We start from the raw sequence: 6263 nt of genomic DNA on the forward strand, positions 1-6263 counted from the left end.
GTACGCGGCGCAGGCGGCGACACCGGGCGGGCGGCGCTCTCCTCGGCGGGGCGCGGCGCCGGCACGAGCGGCGGGCGCGGCTCGCGTGGACCGTTCGGCCCCGGCCGGCGTACGCCATCGAGCAGTGAGATCCCCCGCGCCCGCTTGCCTCCGGCGCGGCGCAGCAGCCGCTCGGCCACCTCGGCGGTGATCCGCTCGTTCGGGTCCTTCTGGAGCAGCCCGTTGAGCACCGCCTTGAGCGGCCCGGCGTTCTTCGGCGGCGGCATCGGCTCGGTGGCCAGCGCGGCAAGCGTGGCGATCGCGGACGGCCGCGCGTACGGCGACTTGCCCTCGACCGCCGCGTAGAGCGTCGCGCCCAACGACCACAGGTCGGCCTCCGGCCCCGCGGTGCCCTCCCGGGCCCGCTCCGGCGAGATGTACGCGGGCGAACCGAGCACCATGCCGGTGCGGGTGACGTTCGGGTCGCCGGGGATCGTGGCGAGACCGAAATCGGTCAACACGACCCGGCCGTCGTCGCCCAGCAGCACGTTGCCCGGCTTGACGTCGCGGTGCATGACGCCCGCCTTGTGGGCGGCGTTCAGCGCGCCCAGCACGCCCAGGCCGATCTCGATGGTCCGGGCCACCGACACCGGCCCGTCCTCGGCGAGGGTGTCCTGCAACGACTTCGACGCCACGTACTCCATGACGATCCACGGGTCGCCATCGGTGCGCAGGACGTCGAAGATGCGTACCACGTTGACGTTGTTGAGCCGGGCGATGGCCCGCGCCTCGCGCAGCGAACGCTCCCGCATCTCGCGGCGTTCCTCGTCGGTGAGGCCGGGGGGCGGCACCAACTCCTTGATGGCGACGTCGCGGTGCAACACCTCGTCGCGCGCCTTCCACACCCGACCCATGCCGCCCTGGCCGAGCGGCGACAGAAGCCGGTATCGGTCAGCGACGAGTTGGGGGAGCGCGTTCGACATCGCTGAGACGGTACCCGGAGCCGCCGACGCTCACACCGCCGGCACGCCACTGTTCGCTCCCCGTGACTTCGAGCCGCGTACCCTGGCGGCATGTCTGCCGAAGAGCCGCTGTTCCGGGTCGTTCGCGGCGTGCCCACCGCCGAGGAGTTGGCCGCTCTGGTCGGTGCGGTCATCGTGCGGTCCCGCCCGGCCGCCGCCCCCGCGCCACAGACCGCGTCCGCGTGGGCCCGCAGCGGCCGGCCGGCCCGCCCCGACACCTGGCGTGCCTCCGGCCTTCCCCGCCTTCCCCGCCTTCCTCGCTGACCCGGGCCGTCCCGATGGGGGCTGCCAGGATGGCGTCCAGCCGTTAATCTCACTCAGGGAAACGGTGCCGTGACGGATAGGGAGGATCGATGATCCCCGAAGAGGACCAGCCGGCGCCCTGGCTGCACAGCTACGGCGGCATCGAGGCCGACATCCGCCAGCTCCGCGAGTTCGCCGACCGGCTCGCCGCCGAGGTCGAACGCAACTACGCGCCCCACCTGTCGTACATCGCCGACGACATGTCCGCGAAGGTGCCCAACCCCTGCGACGCGTTCATCGAGCTGGTCACCTTCCTGCACGCCCACCACGAGACGCAGCAGGCCACCGCCGACATGGTGTACGCCGTTCGGGGCGCAACCGGCCACCTCGCCGCCGTCGCCGACCGGGTCGCCACCCAGTACGCCGACAGCGACGCCTTCTCCGCCGCCCGCGCCGTGGACGTTCAGCGGGCCCTCGCCGACCCCGGCACCGTTCTGCCCGGCGGCCGGACGCCGACGCTGACCGACCCCACCGGTCCCGAGAGCCAGAGGCCGGTGGTCCTGCCATGATCGAACGAGGTGGCGGCCGCACCTCCGGCCAGACCGACTGGCACCTGATGGACGTCAACAGCATGTGGGCGTGCCTCCAGGACCACGACACCACCAACCACTGGAAACAGGTCGCTGGGTGGCGCAAGGTCTGCGACCTGGCCCAGATCCACCTAGGCCGGCTCCAGGAGTACCGGCGCGGGCTCGCCGAAGCGTGGCCCCCGGAAACCAGCGCCGCCTCCGGCACGTACCTCACCCAACTCGACGACCTGATCGCCAAGGTGCGGCACACACACGACGCGGCCGCCGCGAACTACACCGCGCTGTCCGCCGCCACCCAGGCCATCGGCACCACCCGCGCCGAGCTTCGCAAAATTTACGAGGAGTACGCGACCAAGCTCCAGCAGAAGCAGGCGTACGACGCCACAGCCGCCGACCCCAAAGCGATCATGGGTAGTCGGGTTGTCGAGTCACCGGTGACGGACAGCGACTTGGAACGGCTGAACGTGCAGGCGCGGGCCATGATGTTCAACCTCAGCGGCGAACTCCAACAAGCCCAAGCCACCCTCCAAAAACCCCCGCCGCCGCCTCGCCGAGCAGGCCACCAGCCAAACGACGCAGATGCTTACGGCACCAGCACCCAAGGCCCGGCCATCCCTCCCATCGTCGCCGTACCGATGACGCCAACGAACCCTCCGAGGTTGCAGGTGGGGAACGGGCCTTCCTCCGGGCATACGCCTGTTCAGACTCCGTCAGGAGTGGGGCCGGTACTAGGTGGAACGAGTTCGGCTCTGACCCCGGCCACAGCGAGCCCGAACTCGCCCGTAGCCGGCACTCCTCCATTAGCGCCACCCGCAACGTCTCCGGGCCTGGCATCCGGCTTCCCAGTCGGGCCTGTCAGTGACCCGACGTCACGTCGCTTTGGAGCCACGAAACCGCAGATCGGAACTGGGAACCTTCCGAAGGGCCCGACACCACCGACTGCCAGCCGACCCATGTCACCGGGCCTCATTGGGGGCATGCCAGGGATGGGCGTCAACCAGCCTGGCCCCACCCAAAATTCGCCTCGCCGAGTAAACCCAATCGGCGGTGTCATCGGTGGCGGAGGAGCGGGCACAGCGCCGAGCGGGGGTGCGGGTTCTCGACCTGGAGCCGGGCGCGGGCCGTCGGCAACGCTGGGCATTTCCCCGGTGGGCGGCGCGCCTGGACTGACAACTCCCCCGGGCATTCAGTCGACCGCTCTTCGGCCGAATTCTCGAAGGGGGGCAGACAACGACAATGCGCCTCCTTGGGATCCCGATCATCCATGGGAGACCGATAAGGGCGTAGCGCCGGTGGTCCGTCCACCGAGCGATGAAGGACCTATTGACCCAGGGCCAGCAATCGGCTTTAGTCGATAATGTCAAGTTTTGCCAAGTCCATGGCAGCCGCGTTGATCCTGCAACTGTCACTCGCGGGATTCACCCTAGCGTTATCTCCACGTTCCACGCACGCCGACCCGATGCCCGCTGACGTCGAACGAATCCGGAACGATCAATGGCATCTCGCATTCTTAAAGGTCACCGAAGCGCAGTTAATTAGCAAGGGCGAAGGGGTCGTTGTCGCCGTGCCCGACACCGGCGTCGACCCCCATCCCGACCTCAGCGGAAACTTGCTGACGGGAGCCGACATTGTCGCTGGCGGCTCAGGAGATGGTCACAAAGATTCGAACAGCCACGGCACGAGCATGGCAGGACTGATCGCAGCGCATGGCAGGACTGCAGGAAAAGGCGCCCTGGGCATTGCCCCCCGATCTAAAATCCTCCCTATCATGGCCTCCGCGTCGGACAATTTCGGAGAAGCCGATGACCTTGCTGCGGCTATCGAATTTGCGACATCCAAGAGAGCTCAAGTCATCAATATATCCAGCGGAGGGGCATCAACGCCGCGACTCATCAGGGCAGTAGAAGCCGCCCTCGCCGCGAACATAATTGTGGTGGCAGCAGTGGGAAATACGCCTTACCAGCCTGGTTCATACCCAGCGACCGAAGAAGGCGTAATTGCTGTTGGTGGCGTGGACCGCGACGGACAGCATGCTGCCGTTTCGGTGACCGGCCCAGAGATCGACGTGGTCGCACCCGCGGTCGATATCTACAGCACCAGCTACGGCGGAAAGTACTCGAAGGGCACGGGTACTTCGAGCGCGACGGCGATTGTGGCTGGGGCGGCGGCGTTGATCAGGTCGAAGTATCCCTACCTGCCGGCCCAGGAGGTAGCCCATCGGCTTACGGCCACGGCCATCGACAAGGGTCCGCCAGGCCGGGACGACGAGTACGGGTACGGCGTGATCGATCTTGTGGCAGCGCTGACGGCAGACGTACCCCCGTTGGGGTTTGAGTCGGTGAGCGCTCCGGCCGCGACTGGCTCGACCGCGGCGGCCGGCGATCGGCCTGGTGAGGGCGGTGATGGCGCGACAGCTCGCGGCCTGGCCACTCTCGCCGTGATCGTGGCCGTCGGGGTCGGATGGGCGCTGGTGGCGCGGCGTCGGCGGCGCGGTGATGATCCGCCGCCCAGAATCAGTCGCTGATCGAGCCGGGGCGCGTTGATCGACTCGGGATCCTTGATATCGGGGTGTCCGGGCGAGCGGGATACCCCGATATCCATGAAGTCGAGTCGATCACGGTGGTGCCGACAGGCTGATCGACTTCATATCGGCGATGTGGGGCTTTTGTTGCTGGTTGATAGGCCGATATCGGTGATGTGGAGTGGATCAAGAGCGCGGGCCGTGTGGGCATGAAGAGCACGGCGTCGAGAGCGGCGCGGCCGGGTGGACCGGTGTGGTGGGTGGTGAGCCGGTAACGTCGGGCTGGTGTCTGATTCTCTGCCGCTCCGCCTCGTGCTCGCCTCGGCCAGCCCTGCCCGTCGTAAGTCTCTCCAGGCCGCCGGCATTGAGCCGGACGTGCTGGTCAGCGGGGTGGACGAATCCCTGGTGGTGACCGATCGGGCCGAGGACCTGTGTCTGGAGTTGGCTCGGCTCAAGGCAGAGGCAGTGCTGAGCCGGCTGAGCCCGGCCGCCACGGCAACCGCGCCAGTCGGCACCAGCGCAGGCACGGGCACGGACGCAGGCACAGGCACCAGCGCAGGCACGAACGCCGGCACAGGCACGGACGAAGGCACCAGCACGGAAGCAGGCACCAGTCAGCGGACCCTGATCATCGGCTGTGACTCGGTGCTCGCGTTCGACGGGCAGATCCTCGGCAAGCCGGCGGATCCGGCGGACGCCACCGCGCGTTGGCTGCGGATGCGGGGGCGCAGCGGTGTCCTGCACAGCGGGCACTGTCTGATCGACGGTGTCAGCGGGCGGCGCGCCGAGGCGGTTGCCTCGACGACCGTCCATTTTGCGGACATCAGCGACGACGAGATCGCCGCGTACGTCGCCACCGGTGAGCCGCTGGCGGTGGCCGGTGCGTTCACGATCGACGGGTTGGGCGGGCCGTTCGTGGAACGGATCGAGGGCGACCCGGGGACCGTGGTCGGATTGTCGATGCCGCTGCTGCGTCGGCTCCTCGCCGAACTGGGGCTGCAGATCACGGACCTGTGGACAAAGGTCGCGCCGGGCGGCCAATCGGTCGAGCCGCTGGGTAACGTCCGCTCATGACCACGAAGTCGATCCCGCTCACCGACGAGTTGCACGCCTACCTGGTCGCGCACGGCGCCCCACCGGACGAGATCATCCAGGATCTGGCCGAGGAGACCCGGTCGGTGCTGCCCGAGCACGCCTCCATGCAGGTGGCGCCGGAGCAGGCCGCGTTCCTGACGTTCCTGACCCGGCTGCTGGACGTACGGCAGGCCGTCGAGGTTGGCACGTTCACCGGCCTGTCGGCGCTGGCCATCGCCCGGGGGTTGCCCGAGGGTGGGCGGCTGACCTGCTTCGACATCTCCGAGGAGTACACCGGCATCGCCCGGCGTTACTGGGCCCGCGCCGGGGTGCAGGACCGCATCGACCTGCGTATCGGCCCGGCCGGCGAGACGCTGCGGGAGTTGCCGCACGAGCGTCACCTGGACTTCGCGTTCATCGACGCGGACAAGACCGGGTACCCGGTCTACTGGGCCGAGCTGGTGCCCCGGATGCGGCCGGGCGGGGTGATCGCCGTCGACAACGTGCTGCGCGGCGGGCGGGTGATCGCCCCACGGGACGCCAACGACCGGGCGATCGCCGCCTTCAACGACGAGGTGCTCGCCGACGTACGGGTCGACCCGGTGATGCTGCCGATCGCGGATGGCCTCACCCTCGCCCGGGTGCGCTGACCGCCCCCACCGCTGACCGCCCCCACCGCTCAGCGCCGCCACCGCTCAGCGCCGCCACCGCTCAGCGCCACCACCGCTCAGCGCCACCACCGCTGAAGGACGCCACCGCTGAACGCCGACGAAACGCCGGCAGCCCACCGAACGCGCAGCACCGACAGCACGAATTCGGGGTGCCCCCACAGGA

6 protein-coding genes are annotated in these 6263 nt (G+C 68.8%); 5 read left to right on the forward strand and 1 reads right to left on the reverse strand.

The genetic code is table 11. The features are described 5' to 3' along the window. On the reverse strand, window positions 1–962 hold a 962-nt coding region (locus AB0J68_RS24495; protein ID WP_363940577.1), incomplete at its 3' end, for a serine/threonine-protein kinase. 90 nt (window positions 963–1052) lie between these two features. Between AB0J68_RS24495 and AB0J68_RS24500 the strand changes: the two genes are divergently transcribed. The 5 genes from AB0J68_RS24500 to AB0J68_RS24520 all read left to right on the forward strand — a co-directional run bounded on the left by AB0J68_RS24500 (window position 1053) and on the right by AB0J68_RS24520 (window position 6079). Beyond that, window positions 1053–1265: an acyl-CoA carboxylase subunit epsilon gene (locus AB0J68_RS24500; protein ID WP_355062915.1), complete on the forward strand. Its 213-nt coding sequence runs from the start codon at window positions 1053–1055 to the stop codon at window positions 1263–1265. Between the two features lie 89 nt (window positions 1266–1354). Further along, window positions 1355–1813, forward strand: a complete 459-nt coding sequence (locus AB0J68_RS24505) for a hypothetical protein (RefSeq protein WP_354854047.1) — start codon at window positions 1355–1357, stop codon at window positions 1811–1813. A 1480-nt stretch (window positions 1814–3293) separates the two neighbouring features. Continuing rightward, window positions 3294–4358 carry a S8 family serine peptidase gene (locus AB0J68_RS24510; protein WP_355063209.1) on the forward strand — a complete coding sequence of 355 codons (1065 nt, stop codon included), beginning with the start codon at window positions 3294–3296 and terminating at the stop codon, window positions 4356–4358. A gap of 282 nt (window positions 4359–4640) precedes the next feature. Next, complete coding sequence (locus tag AB0J68_RS24515; protein ID WP_363940578.1) at window positions 4641–5429, forward strand: Maf family protein; 789 nt, start codon at window positions 4641–4643, stop codon at window positions 5427–5429. Further along, window positions 5426–6079 (forward strand): O-methyltransferase, encoded by a 654-nt coding sequence (locus tag AB0J68_RS24520; RefSeq protein WP_354854035.1) that lies wholly within the window; start codon window positions 5426–5428, stop codon window positions 6077–6079. Before AB0J68_RS24515 ends, AB0J68_RS24520 begins: the two co-directional genes overlap by 4 nt. Window positions 6080–6263 lie beyond the last annotated feature (184 nt).

The organism is Micromonospora sp. NPDC049580 (assembly GCF_040675595.1).
Classification (GTDB): domain Bacteria; phylum Actinomycetota; class Actinomycetes; order Mycobacteriales; family Micromonosporaceae; genus Micromonospora.